This window comes from Trinickia sp., from assembly GCF_036503415.1.
Lineage (GTDB): Bacteria > Pseudomonadota > Gammaproteobacteria > Burkholderiales > Burkholderiaceae > Trinickia.
Genome location: NZ_DASXWY010000162.1, coordinates 32397 through 55382, shown reverse-complemented (window position 1 = coordinate 55382; position 22986 = coordinate 32397). Strand labels below are relative to the sequence as shown.

Below are 22986 nucleotides of genomic sequence, written 5' to 3'. Positions count from 1 at the left end.
GCGCTGATGTTGACGAAACGGGCCGGCGGTGACGCATGACGACGATGACTTCTCCGACATTCGATCCCCGCCTGATTCTGCTCGCGCCGGAGGACAACTGCGTGATCGCCGCGACGACGCTCGAAGCCGGTACGGCGCTCGCCATCGACGGCGAAACCGTCGTCCTCGCGACGACGATCCCGCTCGCGCACAAGCTCGCGCGCCGTCCGCTCGAAGCTGGCGAGAAGGTCGTCCGCTACGGCGCGCCGATCGGCCATGTGACGGCGAGCGTCGCACGCGGCGAGCATCTGCACATGCACAATCTCGTGAGCGACTATCTGCCCACGTACACCCACGACGAAGGCCACAGTTTCGTCTCCCACGACAAGCGTTGAGCACTTGTCACTTTTCGACGGATACTTCGATGAACGAGCTCTCTTCCGAACCGGCCCCGCTTCGCGGTTACTTGCGCAGTGACGGCCGCAAGGGCATTCGCAACGTGATCGCAGTCGCGTATCTCGTCGAATGCGCCCATCACGTGGCGCGCGAAATCGTCACGCGCTTCGGGCCGCGCTACGACGAGTCCGACGCCGACGCCGTGGCGGGCGACTTCGACGTCGCCAACGCCCACGACGAACAACCCGATGTCCATCTGATCGGCTTTCCCGGCTGCTATCCGAACGCCTACGCGGAGAAAATGCTCGCGCGTATCGCCACACATCCGAATGTCGGCGCGGTGTTGTTCGTCTCGCTCGGCTGCGAAAGTATGAACAAGCACTATCTGGCCGATCTCGTGCGCGATAGCGGACGGCCGGTCGAGGTGTTGACGATCCAGGAAACGGGCGGCACGCGCAGCACGGTGATGCGCGGCGTCGACTGGGTGAAGCGCACGCGGCAGGCTTTGCGCGCGCAGGGCACCGTGCCGATGCAGCTTTCCGAGCTCATCGTCGGCACGGTCTGCGGCGGTTCGGATGGCACGAGCGGCATGACGGCCAACCCGGCCGTGGGGCGCGCGTTCGATGCGCTCATCGAGCGCGGCGCGACCTGCGTCTTCGAAGAGACGGGCGAGCTCGTCGGGTGCGAATACCATATGAAGTCGCGCGCGGCGCGGCCAGAGCTGGGCGACGCGATCGTCGAGTGCGTGGCGAAAGCGGCGCGCTATTACACGATCATGGGACACGGCAGCTTCGCGGTCGGCAATGCCGACGGCGGGCTCACGACGCAGGAGGAGAAGTCGCTCGGCGCCTATGCGAAAAGCGGTGCATCGCCGATCGTCGGCATCGTCAAGCCGGGCGACGTGCCGCCGACGGGCGGGCTTTACCTGCTCGATGTCGTGCCCGACGGCGAGCCGCGCTTCGGTTTTCCGAACATCAGCGACAATGCCGAAATCGGCGAGCTGATCGCCTGCGGCTGCCACCTGATTTTGTTCACGACGGGCCGCGGTTCGGTCGTCGGCTCGGCGGTGTCGCCGGTCATCAAGGTTTGCGCCAATCCAGACACCTACCGCAAACTATCGGGCGACATGGACGCTGATGCGGGGCGCATCCTCGAGGGACGCGGCACGCTCGACGAGCTCGGGCGCGAAGTATTCGATTTGACCGTCGATGTCGCCAACGGCGCGCGGTCGAAGTCGGAGATGCTCGGCCACCAGGAATTCATTCTGACCTACAAGGCATTCGAGCCGGTTGGGCCGGCCTGTTTGCCGATCATGCCCGCGGCGCGAGCTGGCGGACATCAAACGGAGCGTTTATGAATCCCACGGCAACATCACCGGAGCATCCGCTCGCGGGCAGGCTCGCCGGCAAAGTCGCGGTCGTGACCGCGGCCGCGCAGGGCATTGGCCGCGCCTGCGCGGAGCGATTCGCGCGTGAGGGCGCGCGCGTCGTCGCGACCGATATCCGGCTCGATCTATTCGGCGACGTACCGTTCGAGGCGCGCCCGCTCGACGTGCGCGATACGGCCGCGATCGCGGCGCTCGCGAGCGAGCTCGGCGGCATCGATATCCTGCTCAATTGCGCCGGTTTCGTGCATGCGGGCAGCGTGCTCGAATGCGAAGAGCACGACTGGGATTTCTCGTTCGATCTGAACGTGAAGTCGATGTACCGGACGATCCGCGCGTTTTTACCGGGGATGCTCGAGCGCGGCGGCGGCTCGATCGTCAATATGGCGTCGGCGGCCTCGAGCGTCAAAGGCGTGCCGAACCGCTTCGTCTACGGCGCGTCGAAAGCCGCGGTGATCGGGCTCACGAAGTCGGTCGCCGCGGACTTCGTGACTCGCGGCGTGCGATGCAACGCGATCTGCCCGGGAACCGTGGCTTCGCCCTCGTTGACGGCGCGCATTGCCGAGCAGGCGGGCACGCAAGGCAAGTCGGTCGCCGAAGTCGAGGCGGCATTCGTCGCGCGTCAGCCCATGGGCCGCATCGGCAAACCCGAAGAGATCGCCGCGCTCGCCGCCTATCTCGCATCGGACGAAGCGGGGTTCACGACAGGGCAGGTGCATCTCATCGACGGCGGCTGGTCCAATTGATCCTTCCCACTTTCTCTTATCGCAATCCACTGATATGAAACTGCTTCGTTATGGGCCGAAAGGTCAGGAAAAGCCGGGCCTCGTCGATGCCGAGGGCAACATTCGAGACTTGTCGACCCACGTCGACGACATCGCCGGCGATGCGCTTTCCGATGCGAGCCTTGCGCGGCTGCGGGCGATCGATCCGGCGACACTGCCGGTCGTGCGGGGCGAACCGCGGATCGGTGCCTGCGTCGGCCGGGTCGGGAAGATGGTATGTATCGGTTTGAACTATGCGGATCACGCGGCGGAATCGAACATGCCGATTCCGAGCGAACCTGTGGTCTTCAATAAATGGACGAGCGCGATCGTCGGCCCGAACGACGATATCGAGATCCCGCGTGGATCGAAAAAGACCGACTGGGAGGTGGAACTCGGTGTCGTCATCGGGCGGCCATGCAAGTATGTCGACGAAGCGAACGCCCTCGATTACGTGGCCGGTTTTTGCGTCATCAACGATGTGTCCGAGCGCGAGTGGCAAATCGAGCGCGGCGGGCAGTGGGACAAGGGCAAGGGCTTCGACACGTTCGGCCCCCTGGGCCCGTGGCTGGTCACGCGCGACGAAATCGCCGATCCGCAGCAGCTTCATCTTTGGCTCGAAGTCGACGGGCACCGCTATCAGAACGGCAATACGCGCACGATGATCTTTACGGTCGCGAAGCTCGTCTCGTATCTTTCGCAGTGCATGAGCCTGCAGCCTGGCGATGTAATTTCGACCGGCACGCCGCCGGGCGTCGGTCTGGGCATCAAGCCGGAGCCCGTTTACTTGAAAGCGGGCCAGACGATCCGCCTCGGCATCGAGGGGCTCGGCGAGCAGCGGCAACGCACGGTCGCCGCGGAGTGATCCGGGCCCCGCAAGCGTTGATCCAAGTCAAGCAGGACGACGCTTGCCATCGACTATCCTGATGGCAAGGGCGCGTGGCACGTCCGCGCCTTTTGTCGTAAGGTTGCCGGATGGATTCGCCGCGGCACGGTTGCCGCAAAGGGGGCGCTATGCATATCTCTTTTCCGATCGAGGCTCCGGAGTACTGCGGCCGCGACCTGGTGCTCGCGTTCCCGGCGCTCGTCGATGGCGAGCGCGTCCAATGCGCAATTACCGCGGAGGCGCTCGAAGACCACTTTGGCGCCCAGTCGCTCCGGGAAGAGGATGTCCTTGCGGCGTTCGAAAAGCATCGGCACGCCATCGAACGAGCCGCTCGCGAATTGTTGCAAGAACTCGGCAAGAAGCCGGTGCTGCTGCATAGCGGGTTTTTCCGTTTTCACGACGCTTGACTCGCACCGGGAGACAACGACGTGCGCGCGATGGTATTCGACGGCCGGTCCCCGCACTTGAGCGAGCGCGAGTTGCCAGATCCGACGCCCGGCCCCGGGCAATTGTTGATCCGCATTCGCGCATGCGGGGTGTGCCGCACCGACTTGCATGTGGTCGACGGGGAATTGGCCCATCCCAAGAAGCCCGTCATACCGGGGCACGAAATCGTCGGTGTCGTCGCGGGCCTGGGTGAGGGCGTCACCGAATTCCGGCTGGGCGAGCGCGTCGGGGTGCCCTGGCTCGGCCATACGTGCGGGCAATGCCGCTACTGCCGCGGGGGCCGCGAAAACCTGTGCGATCGGCCGGCGTTCACGGGCTACACACTCGATGGCGGGTATGCCGAGTGGGTTACCGCGGATAGCCGCTATTGTCTGCCCATACCGGCTCGTTACTCCGACGCGGAAGCGGCGCCGCTATTGTGCGCGGGCCTCATCGGATATCGAACGCTCGCGATGGCCGGCGACGCCCGGCGTATCGGCATCTACGGCTTCGGAGCGGCCGCACACATCGTGGCGCAAGTGGCCAGCCATCAGCAGCGGATCGTCTATGCGTTCACGCGGCCCGGCGACACGGCCGCGCAGCAGCTCGCTCGCCGACTCGGCGCACGTTGGGCCGGCGGCAGCGATGCCGCACCGCCCGAACCGCTCGATGCGGCACTTATTTTTGCACCGGTCGGCGCGCTCGTGCCCGCCGCACTGGCCGCCGTCGTCAAAGGTGGCATCGTGGTTTGCGGCGGCATCCACATGAGCGCGATTCCGTCCTTTCCGTACGACCTGCTCTGGGGCGAACGGTGCCTTGTATCGGTCGCAAATCTGACGCGCGAAGATGGACACGCGTTCATGCGGATCGCGGGCCAGGTGCCGCTGCGCATCGAGACGACGCTCTATCCGTTGCGCGAGGCCAATCGGGCGCTGTCCGACTTGCGCGAGGGCCGCCTCACCGGCGCCGCGGTGTTGACGACCGGCGATTGACGCAACCCCAGGGCGTATATCGGCGGGCTCAAACCGCTTCGAGCGCGGTCAGATCGACGATGCGGATTTTTTTGCCGTGGGTTTCGAGCAGCCCGTCGCGCTGGAATTTGGAGAACATACGGCTGACTGTCTCGAGCTTCATGCCGAGGTAATTGCCCATTTCCTCGCGCGTCATGCGCAAGTTGAATTCGGCGGCCGAGTAGCCGCGCGCCTTCATGCGGCTCGATAGATTGAGCAGGAACGTGGCGACGCGCTGCTCGGCGCTCATCGTGCCGAGCAGCATCATCAGCGACGATTCGCGCACGATTTCGCTGCTCATCGTGCGCAGCATTTGCCGCTGCAACTGCTTCGATTCCGTGCACATCGACTCGAGTAGCGAATAAGGCATGATGCATACGCTGCTGTCTTCGAGGGCTATCGCATCGCTGCTGTGTCGTTCGGCACAGACACCGTCGAGCCCGAGCACTTCGCCCGCAAGGTGAAAACCCGTGACCTGCTCTCGGCCATCGCGGTGCATGACGACGGTCTTGAACGAACCGGCCCGCACGGCATAAATGCTCTCGAACGGATCGTGGGTACGGTACAGCGCTTCGCCGCGCTTGATGGTCCGCGTCGTGTTGACGATCGCATCGAAGCGCGCGATTTCCTGAGCGGTCAACCCATCCGGGACGCAGGCCGAGCGCAGCGAGCAGGACGCGCAGCCCTCCTTGGCAGGCGACGGTAGCTTTCGACTGTGGGCACCCCCGGACGTCTCCTGCGGGGCCGGGGATGGGCCTTCTTGTCGGGGGAAATCCAGTTCGAGCAACATGGTGGCCTCCGCCAGTGACGCGCGCGCGGCAGCACGCACGTGATCCTTCATGGCAGTGAGTATGGCCAGCGCCCCGCGAAAAAAATATCAGCGCGATACGAAACTGGGGTAGGTATCGACGGCGCTTTGTAAGCATTTTCCTACGGTCGCGCCAGGAATCGGCTCATTCGTCAGGCCTGTCGACGCCCCCGATCGCTCGTTGATCGGCATCAAGGCGCGCAGGCCTGGCGGGTCGCACACTTATTGCATCAATGATCGATGCAGTGGGCCTGTGCCCCGGAGAACCATCATGTACACACGTATTCTGGCTGCCATCGACGGCAGCCGCGCAGCGCGTCTTGCGCTCGACGAGGCCGTAAAGATTGCCAGCGCTTCGGGCGCGTCGATCGTCGCGGTCTGCGTCGTGGAGCACGCACCGCAACTGGTGGACGTTGGTGCGGTCTATCAGGGCGGTGAGGGCGCGAGCCCCGAGGCGATCGAGGCGGCGACCGCGGCGCTCGAGGAAGCCGAAGAAGTCTTCAAGGCGGGAGGGGTCGAGGGCACGCCGCGTGTCGTCGACGCGTACGGCGAAAGCGTGGCCTCGGTCATTGCTCGCGTCGCCGCGGAATGTGAGGCGGAACTCATCGTCATTGGAACGCATGGTCGCCATGGCGTGCGCCGCGTGTTGCTGGGCAGCGTTGCCGAATCGTTGCTGCGCTCGGTGGAACTGCCGGTATTGCTCGTGCGCCACGATGAAGTGGCCCGCGGCGCAACGGGCAAACTCTGACGGGAGTCCGCGGCTCGTCGGTGCCTCGGCGTGCCGGATCGATGCCGCCGTGCCGTCGGGCCGGCACTCAACTTTCACCGGCCGCCGCATCGCTGGCCGGAACGAGGAGAACCGGACAGCACGAAATGCGCAGGAAGCGTTCCGCTACGCTGCCGAGCATGAGGCGTTGGAACCCGCGCCGCCCATGTGTACCCATGACAATCAGATCGGCCGGCCACTCCTCGGCGACACGCAAGATCGTATGCGCAATATCGTCGCGAAGCGGGTTGGTCTCGACCACGCGCGGCGTGCCGGTAACGTCGGCCGCTTTCATTTTCTCGATCGCTTCGTCGACCACGCGCGCTCCCTGCTCGAAAAGCGCATCGCGCACCAGGTTCGGATCGTAGCCAGGCGCCTCCGAGCCGATGACCGGCACGTCCACGACAAAAAGTGCAAGCAATTCGGCGCCCGAACCGCTGGCGAACCGGAGCGCGGCCTCGAGCGCGCGCGTGGACGTGGCACTACCGTCGATAGGGGCGAGGATGTGTCGGTACATTTGGGCCTTCCGCGAAGTCGATCCGTTTTTCGGACATCATCGGCGCACGCTCATCGTTGCAGCCTGATCTGAATCAAGTGCGCGCGATCTGGCCGTCGGGGGTGGCCGGACCCGGGAGCCACGCCGACGCGCGGAGGACGCCGAACGCCAGAAACGGGCCAGCTCGGGGTGGATCGCTTCGCGCCAGCGGGCTCCGGTAAAAAGATCGTAGTGATCGCAATCGGCGATCGTCAGGCGCATTCTCGAGCGCTGCGGCACGGACGCTAGAACGGTATGGGCGGCATGCGTCTGGCCCGCGCCGGTGATATCGTCGCGATCGCCCTCGACCGTACAAAGGGCGGTGCTAGCAAGCGCCGAGCCATCGATGCGGCGTCCTGCAATCTGCCAAATACCGTGCGCGAGCCGGTGCTCGCGAAAGAGGACCCGCAGGGTATCGAGGAAATAGTCCTCGGTCATGTCGAGCACGGCGGCGTACTCGTCGAGCGCGCGTCGGCTTTCCGCCGCTTTTGTCTTGTCTGCGCGCCACCGGTGCGCCCAGTACCGCGATTCGAGTGCGAGCTGGCGGTCCGGATGCACGGCCATCAGCGCCGCATGTTGAATATAGCCTGGATAGACCCGTCGGCCTGCGCCAGCGTAACCCGGCGGGACGATATCGATGAGAGTGGCTCGGAACCAGCCGATGCTGTGCGCGAGCGCGAAGCGGCCGACGGCCGTCGGATTGATGCGTGCATCGATGGGACCGCCCATCAGCGTGAGGCTGAGCGGAGCCGGCTCGCCGCACGCGGCGACGAGGGCGGCCGCGGCGGCGGCAGGTGCGGTGGCCTGGCATACGGCCAGGACATGCAGTCCGGCGCCGCCGAGCATGCGCAAAAACCGTTCGATGGTCTGGACGTAGTCGTCGAGGCCGAACCTGCCGGCCGTTATCGGAACGTCTCGTGCGTTGGCCCAATCGGTCACATAGACGTCGGTGTCCTCCAGCAGCGTCTCGACCGTCTCGCGCATCATGACGGCGTGATGGCCGGCCAGCGGCGCGCAGACCAGAACGGGATACGGGGATGAGCGAAGGACCATGCCTTCGCGGGCGAAGTGACGGAGTGCGCAAAACGGCGTTGCCGCGACGATGGTTTCTTTCACGCTCACCTGGCGTTCGCCGATCGTCACCGAATGAATATCGAAGCCCGGCGCTTGGGCGGCGGTCTGAATGAAGCGGCCGAACCAGTCGCTGCCCGGAACGCCGCTATCGCCAGGCGCCACCGGTAATCCGAAAAGGCGCCCGGCATATTCGGTCCACGCGCCAACGGAGCGCGCCAGCGCGCGCTGCGCTTCCAGCCAGTCGTAGAGCATGACCGCCTCCCGCGGCACGCCGCGCTCGCCAGCGTGGGGCCCACGCAGCGCGACAGTGCCCGGCTATTGTGCCGACGCGGCATGCCGGCTGGCAAGCCCGTCTTTCCGCCAGAACCGGATTTGTCGCCGCCGGTTGCAGCTGTTGTACTATTGGACGTTTTTGTCCAACGTAACCAGTCACGCATGCTCGATTTCTTTCGCAACCACAAGCGCCTGATGATGTTCATGCTCGTCCTCGTCATCGTGCCGGGGCTGGGCTTCATCGGTATCCAGGGTTTCCGCGGGTTCTTCGACGAAAGCGCCAATGTGGCGAGCGTCAACGGCCATAAAATCACCCGTGCCGAATTCGACGACGCGATGCGTCGGCAGCTCGATCAGGCGCGGCAGGTGCTCGGCGCGCGCTTCGACGCGAAGATGTTCGATACGCCCGAGCGGCGCCGCGAATTGCTCGACAGCCTGATTCAGCAGCGCGTGCTGGCCGACGAGGCGCAGCGCGAGCACCTGAGCGCATCGGATGACGCGGTGCGTCGAGCGCTCTTGGCCGATCCGGTGATTGCGTCGCTGCGCAAACCCGATGGGTCGATCGACGTCGATCGCTATACCCAGTTGCTCGCGATGCAGGGCATGACACCCGATCAATACCAGGAGCGTGTCCGTTACGGCCTGGCGATGGACCAGATCCCCGATAGCATCCAGGCGAGCGCGTTCGTGCCCAAGAGCGTTGCCGAGCACCTGGCCCAGCTTGCCGAGCAACAGCGCGCGGTGCAGCCGCTGGTGCTGCATACCAGCGATTACGCATCGAAGGTCAAGGTGGACGATGCGCAGCTCGCCGCGTACTACGATGCGCATCGCGCCGATTTCGCGACGCCGCCGACGGCGTCCATCCAATACGTCGTGTTCTCTCCGGCTACGCTCGGCGCCGGGATCAACCCGACCGAAGCCGATGCGAAGACGTACTACGACGACAACACGGCGCGTTTTACGACACCGCGCGAAGTGCGCGTGAGCCAGATTCTGATTCCGTCGCCGAGCGGTGCGAAGCCCGACGAGGACGCGGCCGCGAAGAAAACGGCGCAGGACGTACTGGCGCAGGTGAAGGCGCATCCCGATCAGTTTGCGCAGATCGCTCAGAAAGAATCGAAGGACCCGGGCTCCGCATCGAAGGGCGGTGACCTCGGCTGGTCGACCGGTGGTGTGATCACGGGCGACAAGGCATTCGACGCGGCCGCGCTCGGGTTGAAGAAAAAGGGCGATGTCAGCGATGTGGTGCGTTCGGCGTTCGGATACCACGTGATCATGCTGACCGACGAAAAGCCGCCCGTCGTCAAGCCGTTCGCCAGCGTGAAGGACCAGATCGAGAAGGAACTCAAGTCGCAGCAGGCCGCCAAGGCTTTCAGCGACGGCTCGGACGCGTTCACGTCGACAGTCTACGAACAGGCGAAGAGCCTGCAGCCGGTTGCCGACAAGTTCAAGTTGACGCTGCAAACGGCCACGGTCACCAACAAGCCCAGCGCGTCGCTGCCGCCCGACAGCCCGCTCAACAATCCCAAGTTCCTGGCTGCTGTCTTCGCCAACGATGCCGTCAAGGACCATAACAACACGCAGGCGATCGACGTCGGCAATAACATGCTGATCTCGGCTCGCGTGACCGACTTCAAACCGGCTGCCACGCCGCCGCTGGCATCGATCAAGGATGCCGTGCGCGCCCGCTACGTGGCCGAGCAGGCTGCCGAGCTCGCCCGCAAGGACGGCGCCGCCAAGCTTGCAGACTTGCAAAAGTCGAAGTCGACCGCGGGCTTCGGCGCCGAGATGAAGCTCTCGCGCACGGATGCGCAAAGCGTCCCGCCCGCAGCGTTGAGCGCGATCTTCAAAGCCGATGCCAGCAAGCCGCCCGTCTACACCGGCGTCGATCTTGGCGAGGCCGGTTACGCCATCTATCGTGTGAATGCCGTGCTGCCCGGTGCGCCGATCGACCCCGCCCGGCTTGCGGGAGCGCAACAGCAACTTTCGCAGATGAGCGGACAGACCGATATGCAGGCTTATATCGATGCGCTGCGCGCGCGCTCGAAGGTGAAGTTCTACGGAGCGGCGGACGGCAAGTCAGGCAGTACCGATTGAGCGATTGCCGGCAGGTCCGACTTAGCGGACTTGCCGGCGCTGAAGGAGCGGCGCGAGAACCGGCCAGACATTGTCGAGCAGTACCGGCTGCGCTTGCTCGGTCGGGTGCATCTGATCGCTCTGGAACATGTCCGGCTTGTTTTCGATGCCGGCGAGCAGAAAAGGGACGAGCCGTACATCGAGTTCCTTGGCGAGCGAGCCGTAGATTCGATGGAACTGCTCCGTATAGGCGGGGCCGTAATTGGCCGGCACATACATCCCGACGAGCACCACTTTCGCCTTGCTCTGCTGCGCGTCCTTGACGATCGTGCGCAGATTGTCTTCCGTCGTCGAGAGCGGGACACCGCGCAACGCGTCGTTGGCGCCCAGCTCGACGATCACGATCGACGGCTTGAGGCGGGATATCAATTCGGGCAGCCGCGCGCGGCCGCCGCTCGTCGTGTCTCCGCTGATGCTTGCATTGGCGACGCTATAATCGATGCGCTCGTTCGCCAGGCGGCGCCTCAGCAGCGCGACCCATCCTGAATCTCTGGGCAGGCCGTACTCGGCCGAAAGACTGTCGCCGAGCACGACGATGACCGGCTTGGCCGGCGCGGCGGCATCCGCCGTTGCACCGGCCGAGGTCGCGACCACGGCGAGCGCGATAGCCAGCAACGCTCGGTGCAGATTGCCGGCGAGCGCACCTACTTTCGAGCGACGCGCCTTCCTCATGCATAAAAATACCGATCCCATCATCGAAGTACGCAATTTATCCAAGCGGGTTAAGAACGCAACGGGCGAGCTGACGATACTCGAGGACATCACACTCGAGGTCACGCCCGGCAGCAGCGTGGCAATCGTCGGTGCCTCCGGCTCGGGTAAGTCGACGCTGCTGGGCTTGCTCGCCGGATTGGACAATGCCACGTCGGGCTCGGTTCGATTGTTCGGAAAGGCGCTCGAAACGTTGTCGGAGGATGAACGGGCGAATCTCCGAAACGGCATGGTCGGGTTCGTCTTTCAATCGTTTCAGCTGATGCCGCATCTGACCGCTCTCGAGAACGTGCGCTTGCCGCTCGAGTTGCAAGGCGGCGTCACCTCGCACGAGGCAACGGGCCGTGCCCGCGCGCTGCTCGATCAAGTCGGCCTCGGGGCGCGCACTGGGCACTATCCGAAGGTCCTGTCCGGCGGCGAGCAGCAGCGTGTCGCGCTCGCGCGCGCCTTCGTCACCCACCCGGCGATCCTGTTCGCAGACGAGCCGACAGGCAGTCTCGATGCGGCGACCGGGCACGCGGTCATCGATCTCATGTTCGAGATGAACGCGGCACACGGGGCCACGCTCGTGCTCGTCACGCACGATCTCGAACTTGCGCATCGTTGCGCGCGCATCGTGACGCTCGACGCGGGACGGGTGGCGCATCGGTAGGCGAGCCCCGCCAACAAGCCGGGCCCACCCCGTTTAGGTTCAACGCTTGCTGGCTTCGCGCGCTCGCGCGATCAGCGCGGAAGTGGACGAATCGTGCTTCGATGGGTCGAATTGCGCTGCGACGAGGTCCGCCTCCACGACTTTGCCGAGTATCTTGCCGAGCTCCACGCCCCATTGATCGAACGGGTTGATGTTCCAGATCGTGGCTTGCACGAGCACCTTGTGCTCATAAAGTGCAATGAGCGCACCCAGCGAGTGGGGCGTCAATGCGTCGACAAGCAGTGTCGTCGATGGCCGGTTGCCCGGAAAGACGAGGTGCGGTACGAGCTCCGGCTTGTCGGGGCCGGCGACCTTGCGTGCTTCCTCGACCGTCCGCCCGAGCATGAGCGCTTCGCTCTGCGCGAAGCAATTGGCGAGCAGCTTCGGATGATGGCTCGCGAGCGGATGCTCGGGCGTGAGCACCGCGATGAAGTCGATCGGCACGATGGTCGGGCCTTGATGCAGCATCTGAAAGAACGCGTGCTGCCCGTTCGTGCCCGGTTCGCCCCACGTGACGGCCGCAGTCGCGTAGTCGACGAATTGTCCGTCGAGCCGCGCGGACTTGCCGTTGCTCTCCATTTCGAGCTGCTGCAAATACGACGGCAAGTAGTGCAGCGCCTCGGAATACGGTGCGACGAGATAGCTTTGCGAGCCGAAGAAATTGCGGTACCAGATGCCGACGAGTCCCATCAGGACGGGCAGGTTGCGCTCGAGCGGGGCTTGCCGGAAGTGGGTGTCCATGGCGTCGGCGCCGGCTAGCAGCGCGTCGAAATGCTCGGGCCCGACGGCGATCATGATCGAAAGACCGACAGCCGACCACAGCGAATAGCGCCCACCCACCCAGTCCCACATTTCAAAGACGTTCTTTTCATCGATGCCGAACTTGACGACTTCGGCCGGATTGGCGGACACGCCGACGAAATGCTTGGCGAGCGCCTGCTCGGGGCAGCCTCGTTGCACGAACCAGTCGCGCAGCGAGCGCGCGTTCGTCATGGTCTCGAGCGTCGTGAAGGTCTTCGAAACGACGATCGCGAGCGTCTCTTCGGGATCGATGCGCGCAAGGACGCGAGCGAGGTCGGCACCGTCGACGTTGGAAACGAAGTAGCTGGCGATCTCGGGATGCGCGAGATGATCGAGTGCATGGACGACCATTTTCGGACCGAGATCCGAACCGCCGATCCCGATATTGACGACATGACGGATGCGCTTGCCGGAGTAGCCGGTCCACGCGCCGCTCCTCACGCGTTCGGCAAAGGCGGCCATCTTGGCGCGCTCGGCGCGGATTTGCTCGTGGTAGGGGGCATCGGCGCGCGTGGCTCGCAACGCGGTATGCAACGCCGCACGGCCCTCCGTGGGGTTGACGATGGCACCCTCGAACATGGCGTCGCGACGCGCTTCGACGCCCGCTTCGCGCGCGAGCGCAACGAGCAGGCGCAGTGTGTCGTCGGTGATCCGGTTTTTCGAGAAGTCGGCGGCGAGGCCCCCTCCTGCGAAGGTGAAGCGCTCGGCGCGGGTGGGGCTGGTGTCGGCGGCGAACCAGTCGCGCAGCCGCGCTTCGCGAATCGTGTCGTAATGCGCTTGCAGCGCGGACCAGGAGGAAAGCGAGTTCGTCGTCATGGCTGTCGGTCGATCGTTGGGGGCTCGAACGAAGGCCGCGGCACAGCTGGCCGGGCCGGCTTTCGCTTGCTGCTGCGACCCGCTGTGCGCCGCCGGCCGCGATGGCGGTGGCGCCTCTCAAGAAATGCGGCGGGGTCGAACAGTATAGCGGCGTTGGAGGGTGGCTCGCATTACCAGCACGCGTCACTCGCGCGCCGGATAAATCAGCCGATTGATGGAAGCGCGCACCGTCGCGGCGAGCTCTCCCGCCGTCAACCCGGCCGGCCCGATCCCGTGGGCCGTCAGCGTATCCGCGGCAAGACCATGGAAGTAGACGCCCGCGAGCGCGGCCTCGAAGGCCGGCAGGCGCTGAGCGAGCAAGGCGCCGATGATGCCGCCGAGAACGTCCCCCGTGCCTCCGGTGGCCAACGCCGCGCCGCCGGTGGGGTTGATCGCCACACGCGCATCGGGAGCCGCAATGACGGTCCCTGCGCCTTTCAGGACGACAACTGCACCGAACCTGGAAGCGAGCGTTCGCGCGGCTGCGACGCGATCGCACTGCACCGTCGCCGCGTCACAGCCCATCAGGCGCGCCGCCTCGAGCGGATGCGGCGTCAGGACAGTCGCTGCGCCCGCCGCGCCGCGCTCGACGAGCGCTTGCGCGAGAGGGGCCTGCTGCGCCAGCAAATTGAGCGCGTCCGCATCCAGCAGTTTGGGCATATCGAGCGCGATAGCGTCGGCAAGCACATCGGCCGCGCGTTCGCTGGTCCCCATGCCGCAGCCGATCGCCAGCGCGTCCATGCTCGCGAGGCGAAGCGTATCCAGCGGATGCAGCATCAATTCGGGGTAGGGCGGATCGTAAGGCGGCGCGCCGCTGCCGAGAAAGGCGACATGCACTTTGCCCGCCCCGGCATGCAGCGCGGCCCGCGCCGCGAGAATCGGTGCGCCGCACATACCGGTGTCGCCACCGACCACCGCAAGGCTGCCGAACGTCCCTTTGTGCGATGCGAATGTGCGCGCGGGAAAAACGTCGGTGAAGAGATCTGGCGCGTTCAGCCGAGCGACAGGCGTCGACAGCTCGATGGCGTCAGCGTCGATGTCGAGCGGCGCAACCCATAAAGTGCCGCTCAAATCGCGGCCGTGGCCCATGTAAAGGCCCGGTTTCGCGCCGATGAACGTGATCGTGTGCGAAGCGCAAGCGGCGACGGCGCCGCCGACGATGGTGCCCGAGTCGCTGTCCAGCCCGCTCGGCACGTCGAGCGCGAGCACGCGGCCGCATCGACGGGCGTGCGCGCCGATGCGGCCGGCCAGCTCGGCGAACATGCCCTCGAGCGGACGCGCGAGCCCGATCCCGAACAGACCGTCGACGATCCAACCGTAGCGCTCGAACGAGGCCGGCGGCACATGCGAGATCGGCACGCCGGCCGAGCGCGCCGTACCGAGCGCCCACCGCGCATCGTCGGGTTTGACCTCCACCGGCATGCACACTTCGACAGGCACGCCGGCCTGGTGCAGCCCCGTTGCGCACATGAGCGCGTCGCCGCCGTTGTTACCGGGACCTGCCGCGAGCCAGACGGGCCATCCGCCCGCCAGGGAACCGTCGTGTCCGGCCTGCTCGAGCAGGCATCGCGCCGCTGCCGCACCGGCGCGCGCCATCAGCGTGTTGGCCGGCAAGCTTGCCGCCGCACGATGCTCGATTTCGCGCACTTGGGCCACCGAATAAAGCGGCAGCGGCTGCTCGTGCGGATGGACAAAACTGGAACGCGGCGGGGGCGAGGCGGCTTCTGTCATGGGTCTCGGATATCCGGGAGCGTCGCAGCGGCAACGGGCGCGAGACCGATCGCTCGCCACCCGTGGCGTGCCTCGGCGGTGGGTGGCCGCACGCTTGCGGCCATGCGGGGGTTCGCTCAGCTCGCGAAACGATCGGCGCGCAACGCGGCAAGCGTATCGGGCGGAACACTGGGCTCGGTGCCGCTGATGATTTCAGCAAGCACTTTAGCAGACCCGCAGGCGAGCCCCCAACCGGCCGGCCCGTGCGCGAGATTCACGAAGAGCCGCGGATGCGACGCCCGGCCGACGACGGGCAACCCGTCCGGCGAAAGCAACTGGACGCCATCCCATGAGTGCGCGGCCGAAATCTTGGCGGCGCCCGGTATCCAGTCATGCGTGGCTTGCGCAAGCAGCGCCGTTGCCGCGGTGGCAAGCGGTTCCGGGGCCGGTTTTGCGATTTCGCGCTCCGGCTGCACGAGTGCCGCACCCGCCACGCGCACCCTCTGATTCACGCGCGTCATCGTAATGCGCCGGACCGTATCGACGACCGCGACATGCGGCACACACTCCTCGTAAGCGATCGGTGCCGTCAATGCGAAAAAGCGGGCCGGGTGCAAGGGCAGATTCGTTGTGGCCCGTTCGATGAGGGGGAGGCTGCCGGCGCCCGCGGCAACGACGATCGCGTCGGCCGATACGACATCGACTTCCCGTGCGCTCGCGCGTTCGCTCGGCGCAGGCGCGAGTTCCACCGCCGCGCGCTGCTCGTCGAGCCGCAAGGCTTCGACCGCGCGGCCGAACATGAACCGGACACCGGCTTGCTCCTCGAGCACTTGTTTGACGAGCTTCGTGAACAGCGGGCAGTTGCCTAGGCGCTCATGCTCGAAGAACACGCCGCCCGCAAACTCGGGATCGGTGGGTATCGAATGCTCGAGATCGGCACATTCGCGCGCCGTGAGCACCTGATGCTGGACTTCGAACTCGCGCAGCAAATCGAGCGCGCTTTGCGCAAGCTCCCACTCGCGCGGGTGCCGCACGACGTGAAGCATTCCGCTGCGCTGCTCGAACTCGAAATCGAAGCGCGTCTCGAGCGCCGCGAGCGTCTCGCGCGACAGATCGACGAGCGGCCCGAGGCGCCGATACTGGTCCCGAAACGCATCCGGCTCCTGAAAGGCGGCGAGGCGCTGCATGAAGCGCCGCGTGGTGCCGTTGAAGCCCGGCTTGTAGACGAGACCGCTGCGCGGTATCCGCGCATTGGGCACGAATGTGGGGCCGAACCATACGTCGAGCGGCGTGGGCAGGAGCGCGCCGCCATGCCCATAGGTGGCACCCTGCGCAACGGTTGCATGGCGCTCGATGACGCAGACGCGGTGTCCGGCCGAATGCAGCTGATATGCGGTGGCGACGCCGACGACCCCGCCGCCTATGACGATGACATCCATTGAATGATTGCTCGGAGCCGTGCAAACCGCGAGGCGCGCTTGCATTGCGCCTTCGCGTCGAGGAAGCAAACCGCGGATGATAGCGCCAATCGTGCCTGCACGCCTCACCCGCGCGAGCGAAAGCGGTCCCGCGTCACCGCCGCAGTTCCGCCGTGGCGGCATCGCGGCTTGGATCGGAGCGGCTTATTGGGGGCCGACTTCCGGGTATAATCCTGGTCTTCCTTTCGCTTCATGTCGTCCGCACGCGTGGCCAGTGACGCGCGTGCCCGACCCATCGACGCCCACGTCCTTTCATGGCTCACTTCTCGTGCTTTCCCGGTGCTTCGGCGCTCTCCGACTTCCGTCAATCCCGTCTCATCGACACGCTCGGCCGCATCGACGCGAACATCGTCGATGTCCGCGGGCAATACCTGCACTTCGTCAGTGCGGCCGAGCCGCTCTCGCGCGAGGATAACGAGCGCATCGAGGCGCTCCTCCACTATGGCGCGCCGTTCGCTGCCGGCGAAGGGCGCGGCGCGGGCGAAACGTTTCTCGTCGTGCCCCGCTTCGGCACGATTTCGCCGTGGGCCAGCAAGGCGACCGACATCGCTCATCACTGCGGTCTCGATCACGTGCGGCGTATCGAGCGCGGAATCGAGTACACGGTGACGCTCAAAGCGGGCTTTCTCGGAGTGGGGGCCAAAAAAGGACTTTCGGACGAGGCGCGCGCCGCGGTCGCGGCGGCGCTGCACGACAGGATGACCGAAAGTATCGTGGGCTCGCGCGGGGATGCGCACCATCTGTTCGACGAATTGCCCGCCAAGCCGCTTGCGACGGTCGATGTCCTCGCCGCAGGCCGGGCCGCGCTCGAGCAGGCCAATAGCGAGCTGGGCCTCGCGCTGGCGGATGACGAGATCGACTATCTCGTCGATGCCTTCACGAAGCTCGCGCGCAATCCGAGCGACGTCGAGCTGATGATGTTCGCACAGGCGAACAGCGAGCACTGCCGGCACAAGATCTTCAACGCGCAATGGACGATCGACGGCGAGCCGCAAGACATGTCGCTTTTCGCGATGATCAAGAACACGGAAAAGCTGAATCCCCAAGGCACGATCGTCGCTTACTCGGACAATTCGGCGATCATGGCGGGCGGCCCGGCCGAGCGCTGGTTCCCGCGGCAGGCCGCCGATGCCGGCGGTGACGGCGCGGGCATGTTCGACGAGCGGTACAGCCGCCACGTCGAGCTCACGCACACGCTGATGAAGGTCGAAACGCATAACCACCCGACCGCCATCTCGCCGTTCGCGGGCGCCGCGACGGGCGCGGGCGGCGAAATTCGCGATGAAGGCGCGACGGGACGCGGCGCGCGGCCGAAGGCGGGGCTCACCGGATTCTCGGTGTCGAACCTGGCACTGCCGGATGCGCTCGAACCTTGGGAAAGCGCCCGTGACGCCGCCGTGCCGCTCGCCGAGCGCAATCCCGCGGACACATACGGCGCCTACGGCCGCCCGGATCGCATCGCATCGCCGTTGCAGATCATGATCGACGGTCCGCTCGGCGGCGCCGCGTTCAATAACGAATTCGGGCGGCCGAATCTTGGCGGCTACTTCCGCGTCTACGAGCAAAACGTCGGCGGCCAGGTACGGGGCTACCACAAACCGATCATGATCGCGGGCGGCATCGGCAACATCTCGGATGCCCACACGCACAAGCACGACCTGCCGGCAGGCTCGCTGCTGATTCAGATCGGCGGCCCCGGCATGCGCATCGGCATGGGCGGTGGCGCCGCGAGTTCGATGGCAACGGGCGCGAACACGGCGGAACTCGATTTCGACTCGGTCCAACGCGGCAATCCGGAAATCGAGCGTCGTGCGCAGGAAGTCATCAACGCCTGCTGGCAGTTGGGCGCCGGCAACCCGATTCTCAGCATTCACGACGTCGGCGCGGGCGGTCTGTCCAACGCGTTCCCCGAGCTCGTCGATGGCGCGGGCAAAGGCGCGCGTTTCGAACTGCGCCGCGTGCCGCTCGAAGAGAGTGGACTGTCGCCGCGCGAAATCTGGTCGAACGAAGCGCAAGAGCGCTATGTGCTGGCGATTGCGCCGGCCGATCTGCCGCGTTTCGAAGCCATCTGCGTCCGCGAGCGCTGCCCGCTCGCCGTCGTCGGTGTCGCGACCGAGGCGCGCCAGCTCCAACTGGTCGACACGCAAGGCGAGGGCCCGGCGCAGCATCCCGTCGATATGCCGATGGATGTGCTGCTGGGCAAGCCCCCGCGCATGCACCGCGATGTCGCGCGCGTGGGTGCTGCGCGGGTACCGGTCGACGTGACCGGTTTGTCGCTCGCCGAGATGGCGGTGGCGGTGCTCAAGCATCCGAGCGTGGCAAGCAAGTCCTTCCTGATCACGATCGGCGACCGTACGGTCGGCGGCACGAGCGTGCGCGACCAGATGGTCGGCCCGTGGCAAGTACCGGTGGCGGACTGCGCGATCACGGCGCTCGACTACGCGGGTTTTCGCGGCGAAGCCATGACCATGGCGGAGCGCGCGCCGCTGGCCGTCATCGATGCACCGGCGTCCGGCCGGATGGCCGTCGGCGAGGCCATCACGAACATCGCCGCTGCGCCCATCGCTTCGCTCGACAAGCTCAAGCTGTCGGCCAACTGGATGGCCGCTTGCGGTAGCCCTGGCGAGGATGCGGCGCTGTTCGATACCGTCAAGGCGATCGGCATGGAACTGTGCCCGGCGCTCGGTATCAGCATTCCGGTCGGCAAGGATTCGCTGTCGATGAAAACGAAATGGGACGAGCGCGGGGTGGCAAAGGAAGTCACGGCGCCCGTCTCGCTGATCATTTCGGCATTTGCGCCTGTCGACGACGTTCGCCGGCATCTGACGCCGCAGTTGCGGCGTGCGGCCGAGGTTGGCGACAGTGTCCTGATCGCAATCGATTTGGGCCGCGGCAAGCATCGGCTCGGCGGCAGCATCCTCGCGCAGGTCACGCAGCAAGTCGGCGACACTGTGCCGGACGTCGACGATCCCGAAGATCTCAAGCGCTTTTTCACGGCGATTCAAACGCTCAATGCCGACGGCTTGCTGCTGGCCTATCACGATCGCTCCGATGGCGGACTGTGGGCCACGGTTTGCGAAATGGCATTTGCCGGGCATGTGGGCGTCTCGTTGAACGTGGACATGCTCGCGCTCGATGCCGGTCATGAGTTCGATTACGGGGACGCCAAGGATTGGGCGAAGCAAACGAGCGGGCGTCGCGACGACCGCACGCTGCATGCGCTGCTCAACGAGGAACTGGGCGCCGTCGTGCAAGTGCGTGCGAGCGAGCGCGACACCGTGCTCGCGCTGTTGCGCCAGCATGGGCTGGGTGCCTGCTCGCATGTGATCGGCAAGCCGAACGAGCGCGACATCGTGGAAATCTACCGCGACGCCAGGAAGATCTATGACGCGCCGCGCACCGAGCTGCAGCGGGCGTGGACCGAGGTGAGCTGGCGCATCGCACGGCTGCGCGACAATCCCGCCTGCGCCGACGCCGAGTACGAGACGTTGCTCGATGCGGCGGACCCGGGAATCGCGCCCCATGTGACGTTCGATCCGAGCGAGGACATTGCCGCGCCGTTCATCGGCACGGGCGCACGCCCGCGCGTGGCGATCCTGCGCGAGCAGGGCGTGAACTCGCATCTCGAAACGGCCTACGCATTCGATCGCGCCGGTTTCGACGCTTATGACGTCCATATGAGCGATCTGCTCTCGGGCCGCACGACGCTTGCCGACTTCGCGGGCGCTGTGGCATGCGGCGGCTTTTCGTATGGCGATGTGCTGGGCGCCGGCGAAGGCTGGGCAAAGACGATCCGCTTCAATCCGCGGCTCGCGGACATGTTCGCCGCATTCTTCGGCCGTGGCGAGACGTTCGCGCTCGGTATCTGCAACGGCTGCCAGATGCTCAGCAGTCTCGCTTCGATGATCCCCGGCGCCGAAGCGTGGCCAAAGTTCACGCGCAACAAGTCCGAGCAGTTCGAAGCGCGCTTTTCGCTCGTGCGCGTCGACTCTTCGCCGTCGATTTTCTTTGCCGGCATGGAAGGATCGCGCCTTCCGGTTGCCGTCGCACACGGCGAAGGCTTTGCAGACTTCTCGCAGCAAGGCGATGCGTCCCGCGTAAGCGTCGCGATGCGCTATATCGATCATCGCGGCGAGGCCACGGAGCGGTATCCGTTCAATCCCAACGGATCGCCGAACGGCATCACTTCGGTGACGACGCCCGATGGCCGCTTCACCGTGCTGATGCCGCACATGGAGCGCGTGCATCGCACGGTGCAGATGAGCTGGCACCCCGAGGGGTGGGGCGAGGCGAGTCCGTGGATGCGCGTGTTCCGTAACGCACGGCGCTGGCTCGGCTGAGCGCAAGGCGCCGCCTCCCCGCCTCGCTGCGGCACGCTGGCTCCAGAAACGACAAAGCCGCCCGATGAAGAAGGGCGGCTTTGTCGCTTGAGGCGCGGCCTGCGATTACTGGATCTTGGCCTGGGCGCGCAGGTTCTGCTCGAACGCCTGCAGTTTTTCCTGCTGCATCTGCTGAACGATCTGCGGCTTGACCTGATCGAGCGGCGGCGGGGCGATGGCTCGCGTATCGTCGAGCCGGATGATGTGCCAGCCGAACTGCGTATGGACGGGCGCGTCCGTCATCTGGCCTTTCTTCAGGTGTTCCGCGGCCTGCGCGAATTCCGGCACATAGGCCTTCGGATTCGACCAATCGAGGTCCCCGCCGTTTTTCGCCGAACCGGGGTCTTTCGAATACTGCTTCGCCAGGTCTTCGAAACTTGCACCGCCCTTGATCTTGGCGATCAGGTCTTTTGCCTGCTGTTCGTTCTCGACGAGGATGTGATGCAAGTGCAGTTCGTTGCCGGCGGCTTGCTTGACGAGTTCGTCATAGCGCGCCTTGACCTCGGCATCGCTCGGTGCGTGCTTCTTGACGAAGTCCTCGATGAGCGCACGCAGGACGACCGTCTGCTGAGCGACGGCGATCTGGGCCTTGACGTCGGGGTGTGACGGGATCCCTTCGCGTACGGCTTCCTGCATCAGAATTTCGCGATTGATCAGTTCATCGCGTACAGCTTGTTGCAATTGCGGCGAATCCTGCTGCCCCTGCTTGACGAGCTGACCCACGAGCGCATCCGCGCGCGATTTCGGAATCGGCGTTCCGTTCACGACGGCAACATTTTGCGCAAAAGCCGGGGCGGCGGCGAACGCAGCCAGCAGCACCCAAAGACGGGGTTGGTTAAAGGTCATCGAGAGTTCCTAACGTTTCCTAACGGGAAGGGTTCGGTCAATCGTTGCGCCGCGAAGGCTCCGCACGGGTTCGACACGATGCGTGTTTATCGTTCGGAGCGTCGCATTCAGGACGTCGAAGACGGCGCATCGCCGAGCCGCGTGAATTCTTCGGGCGTATAGGCCGTGATGGCGAGCGCGTGAATGCCGCGCTGCATCACGTCGGCCAGCGCATCATACACCAGCCGATGCCGCGCCAGCCGGGGTTTGCCCGCAAACGCGGACGATACGAGCGTCACCGCATAGTGCCCGCCGGCGGCCGCACCGGCATGGCCCGCATGCAGCGCGCTGTCATCGCGAACCGACAGCGACGAGACGGGCAGCGCCGCATTCAGGCGCGCCTCGATGAAGGCAATGCGTGCGGCGGGTCCCGCTTCGACGAAAGCGCTGCTCGACAGTTCACTCATCGCTCACTCCTCCTTCAAATACTTCGCGAGCCACAGACTTTGCGCGACGATGAAGACGACCATCGCCCCCGTCGTGCCGAACAGCTTGAAGTTGACCCACTGCGACTCCGTGAAATTGCCGACCACATAGAGGTTGGCCACACCGAGCGCCACGAAGAAGAGCGCCCATGCCACGTTGAGCTTATCCCAGACGCCGTCGGGCAGGCTCAACTGTTTGCCCATCATGGTCTCGATCAGATTCTTGCGAAAGGCGTAGCGCGCGACAAGCAGGCCCGACGCGAAGAGCCAGTAAAGCGCGGTCGGTTTCCACTGAATGAATTTCTGATCGTGCAAGACGAGCGTCGCACCCCCAAAGACGACGATGACGCCGAGACTGACCCACAGCATCGTATCGACCTTGCGATGGCGAAACGCGACCCAGGCAACTTGCAGCAAGGTCGCGGCAATGGCGACGGCGGTCGCCGTGAAGATGCCCCAGACCTTGAATGCGACGAAAAAGAGGATGATCGGGAAAAGGTCGAAGAGAAATTTCATGAATGGCCGAGGGTGTCGGAAGAAGGCGACGAAATGTCGGCGAACGCGGCCGCCCCGGTTCGGCCCCGCTCGAGAACCAGGGACGGCACGCCGGGCGG

Annotated in this window: 20 protein-coding genes; 10 read left to right on the top strand and 10 right to left on the bottom strand. The window is 65.3% G+C overall.

Annotated features, from left to right (window positions below; translation table 11 throughout):
* Positions 1 to 44 precede the first annotated feature (44 nt).
* The 6 genes from VGL01_RS20525 (at position 45) to VGL01_RS20500 (ending at position 4827) form a co-directional block, all read left to right on the top strand.
* The gene (locus VGL01_RS20525) at positions 45 to 374 is read left to right on the top strand and encodes a UxaA family hydrolase (RefSeq protein WP_331572595.1); all 330 of its coding nucleotides are present in this window, start codon (positions 45 to 47) and stop codon (positions 372 to 374) included.
* A gap of 29 nt (positions 375 to 403) precedes the next feature.
* The gene (locus VGL01_RS20520; protein WP_331572591.1) at positions 404 to 1732 is read left to right on the top strand and encodes a UxaA family hydrolase; all 1329 of its coding nucleotides are present in this window, start codon (positions 404 to 406) and stop codon (positions 1730 to 1732) included.
* Positions 1729 to 2505, top strand: coding sequence for an SDR family oxidoreductase (locus VGL01_RS20515; RefSeq protein ID WP_331572589.1), 777 nt, complete (start codon positions 1729 to 1731; stop codon positions 2503 to 2505). Before VGL01_RS20520 ends, VGL01_RS20515 begins: the two co-directional genes overlap by 4 nt.
* 34 nt (positions 2506 to 2539) lie before the next feature.
* The gene (locus tag VGL01_RS20510) at positions 2540 to 3388 is read left to right on the top strand and encodes an ureidoglycolate lyase (protein ID WP_331572587.1); all 849 of its coding nucleotides are present in this window, start codon (positions 2540 to 2542) and stop codon (positions 3386 to 3388) included.
* Positions 3389 to 3537: 149 nt separating this feature from the next.
* On the top strand, positions 3538 to 3816 hold the full coding sequence (locus VGL01_RS20505; protein ID WP_331572585.1) for a DUF1488 domain-containing protein: 279 nt from the start codon (positions 3538 to 3540) through the stop codon (positions 3814 to 3816).
* 21 nt (positions 3817 to 3837) lie between these two features.
* On the top strand, positions 3838 to 4827 hold the full coding sequence (locus VGL01_RS20500; protein ID WP_331572583.1) for a zinc-dependent alcohol dehydrogenase family protein: 990 nt from the start codon (positions 3838 to 3840) through the stop codon (positions 4825 to 4827).
* Positions 4828 to 4855: 28 nt separating this feature from the next.
* Here VGL01_RS20500 and fnr read toward each other — a convergent pair whose 3' ends face one another.
* On the bottom strand, positions 4856 to 5635 hold the full coding sequence (fnr, locus tag VGL01_RS20495) for a fumarate/nitrate reduction transcriptional regulator Fnr (RefSeq protein WP_331572580.1): 780 nt from the start codon (positions 5633 to 5635) through the stop codon (positions 4856 to 4858).
* 289 nt (positions 5636 to 5924) lie between these two features.
* Between fnr and VGL01_RS20490 the strand changes: the two genes are divergently transcribed.
* Entirely contained in the window at positions 5925 to 6401 is a 477-nt protein-coding gene (locus VGL01_RS20490; protein WP_331572579.1) for a universal stress protein, read from the top strand.
* Between the two features lie 67 nt (positions 6402 to 6468).
* Here the strand turns inward: VGL01_RS20490 and VGL01_RS20485 are convergent, their stop codons facing one another.
* Both VGL01_RS20485 and phaZ read right to left on the bottom strand, forming a co-directional pair.
* On the bottom strand, positions 6469 to 6936 hold the full coding sequence (locus VGL01_RS20485) for a universal stress protein (RefSeq protein ID WP_331572577.1): 468 nt from the start codon (positions 6934 to 6936) through the stop codon (positions 6469 to 6471).
* A 36-nt stretch (positions 6937 to 6972) separates the two neighbouring features.
* Positions 6973 to 8280: a polyhydroxyalkanoate depolymerase gene (gene phaZ / locus VGL01_RS20480; RefSeq protein ID WP_331572575.1), complete on the bottom strand. Its 1308-nt coding sequence runs from the start codon at positions 8278 to 8280 to the stop codon at positions 6973 to 6975.
* 183 nt (positions 8281 to 8463) lie between these two features.
* Between phaZ and VGL01_RS20475 the strand changes: the two genes are divergently transcribed.
* Positions 8464 to 10398: a SurA N-terminal domain-containing protein gene (locus VGL01_RS20475; protein WP_331572573.1), complete on the top strand. Its 1935-nt coding sequence runs from the start codon at positions 8464 to 8466 to the stop codon at positions 10396 to 10398.
* 21 nt (positions 10399 to 10419) lie between these two features.
* On the opposite strand, the gene VGL01_RS20470 is transcribed toward VGL01_RS20475, so the two are convergent.
* Entirely contained in the window at positions 10420 to 11109 is a 690-nt protein-coding gene (locus VGL01_RS20470; RefSeq protein ID WP_331572571.1) for an arylesterase, read from the bottom strand.
* Between VGL01_RS20470 and VGL01_RS20465 the strand changes: the two genes are divergently transcribed.
* Positions 11108 to 11800 (top strand): ABC transporter ATP-binding protein, encoded by a 693-nt coding sequence (locus VGL01_RS20465; RefSeq protein WP_331572569.1) that lies wholly within the window; start codon positions 11108 to 11110, stop codon positions 11798 to 11800. The two genes, VGL01_RS20470 and VGL01_RS20465, sit on opposite strands and share 2 nt — an antisense overlap.
* A gap of 39 nt (positions 11801 to 11839) precedes the next feature.
* On the opposite strand, the gene pgi is transcribed toward VGL01_RS20465, so the two are convergent.
* From pgi to VGL01_RS20450, 3 genes are all read right to left on the bottom strand, one after another.
* A complete protein-coding gene (pgi, locus tag VGL01_RS20460) occupies positions 11840 to 13456 on the bottom strand; it encodes a glucose-6-phosphate isomerase (RefSeq protein ID WP_331572567.1) in 1617 nt (538 codons plus the stop codon).
* Between the two features lie 183 nt (positions 13457 to 13639).
* Positions 13640 to 15226: an NAD(P)H-hydrate dehydratase gene (locus VGL01_RS20455; protein WP_331572565.1), complete on the bottom strand. Its 1587-nt coding sequence runs from the start codon at positions 15224 to 15226 to the stop codon at positions 13640 to 13642.
* Positions 15227 to 15342: 116 nt separating this feature from the next.
* A complete protein-coding gene (locus VGL01_RS20450; RefSeq protein ID WP_331572563.1) occupies positions 15343 to 16644 on the bottom strand; it encodes an FAD-dependent oxidoreductase in 1302 nt (433 codons plus the stop codon).
* 293 nt (positions 16645 to 16937) lie between these two features.
* On the opposite strand from VGL01_RS20450, the gene purL reads away from it, so the two are divergent.
* Positions 16938 to 21023: a phosphoribosylformylglycinamidine synthase gene (gene purL, locus VGL01_RS20445; protein WP_331572561.1), complete on the top strand. Its 4086-nt coding sequence runs from the start codon at positions 16938 to 16940 to the stop codon at positions 21021 to 21023.
* 105 nt (positions 21024 to 21128) lie between these two features.
* On the opposite strand, the gene VGL01_RS20440 is transcribed toward purL, so the two are convergent.
* From VGL01_RS20440 to VGL01_RS20430, 3 genes are all read right to left on the bottom strand, one after another.
* Complete coding sequence (locus tag VGL01_RS20440; protein WP_173258662.1) at positions 21129 to 21908, bottom strand: peptidylprolyl isomerase; 780 nt, start codon at positions 21906 to 21908, stop codon at positions 21129 to 21131.
* Positions 21909 to 22015: 107 nt separating this feature from the next.
* The gene (locus tag VGL01_RS20435; protein WP_331572559.1) at positions 22016 to 22354 is read right to left on the bottom strand and encodes a BolA family protein; all 339 of its coding nucleotides are present in this window, start codon (positions 22352 to 22354) and stop codon (positions 22016 to 22018) included.
* Between the two features lie 3 nt (positions 22355 to 22357).
* Complete coding sequence (locus VGL01_RS20430; RefSeq protein WP_331572557.1) at positions 22358 to 22888, bottom strand: septation protein A; 531 nt, start codon at positions 22886 to 22888, stop codon at positions 22358 to 22360.
* Positions 22889 to 22986 lie beyond the last annotated feature (98 nt).